We start from the raw sequence: 641 nt of genomic DNA, 5'->3' as shown, positions 1-641 counted from the left end.
CGCCCCGGACGCGACCGGTCCCGAGGAGTCGGCGCCCGCGGAGACCGCCGCGGCCCCGGAGGCGACCACCCCCGCGGCCGGGGCCCCCGCCGCCGGGCGCGGCAGCGACCTGGACTGCGTCGATCTCTCCCGGGCACAGGCCCAGGCCGTGCTCGCCGCCGACCCGTCGGACCCGAACAACCTGGACCGCGACGACGACGGCCGGGCCTGCGAGGGCTCGGACCTCGTCGCGGCCGCCGGTACCGGGCAGGTCCGCGCGGTCCCGGGTGGTGGTGTCGAGGCCGGTGACGGCTCCGGCGGCGCCGGGGTCGACCCCACGGTGTTCCTGCTGTTCGGGACGGGCGCGGTCCTCGCCACCGGGGCGGGCGTCGTCGTGTGGAGCGGGCGTCGCACCGGCCGCGCCGCGCTCCCCCTGACCACCCGCCACTCGTGACCCCCGCCCCCGCTCCGGCGGCCCCGAGGGAACACAGCACGCGCGCCGCTCCGGAGAACGCGCTCCCGATCGGGAACGCGTCCTCCGACCCCGCGCGCGTCCGAGGTCCGCGGGGGCCGCTCGGGCCCCGTGCCGTGCGACGGGTGTGGTGGGGGGTGCTCGTCGTGCTGGCGCTGGCCGTCCCGCTCGGGGCGCCGCCGGTGGCGGT

Annotated in this window: 1 pseudogene; it reads left to right on the top strand. The window is 80.5% G+C overall.

Annotation, left to right across the window (positions count from 1 at the left end):
* A pseudogene (locus tag GTW08_RS22440) lies at positions 1 to 433 on the top strand (hypothetical protein); the annotation flags it as partial.
* Positions 434 to 641 lie beyond the last annotated feature (208 nt).

This window comes from Pseudonocardia sp. SID8383 (assembly GCF_009864975.1).
Classification (GTDB): domain Bacteria; phylum Actinomycetota; class Actinomycetes; order Mycobacteriales; family Pseudonocardiaceae; genus Pseudonocardia; species Pseudonocardia alni.
The sequence above is the reverse complement of the archived record's forward strand: the minus strand, read 5'-3'. Positions and strand labels throughout refer to the sequence as shown.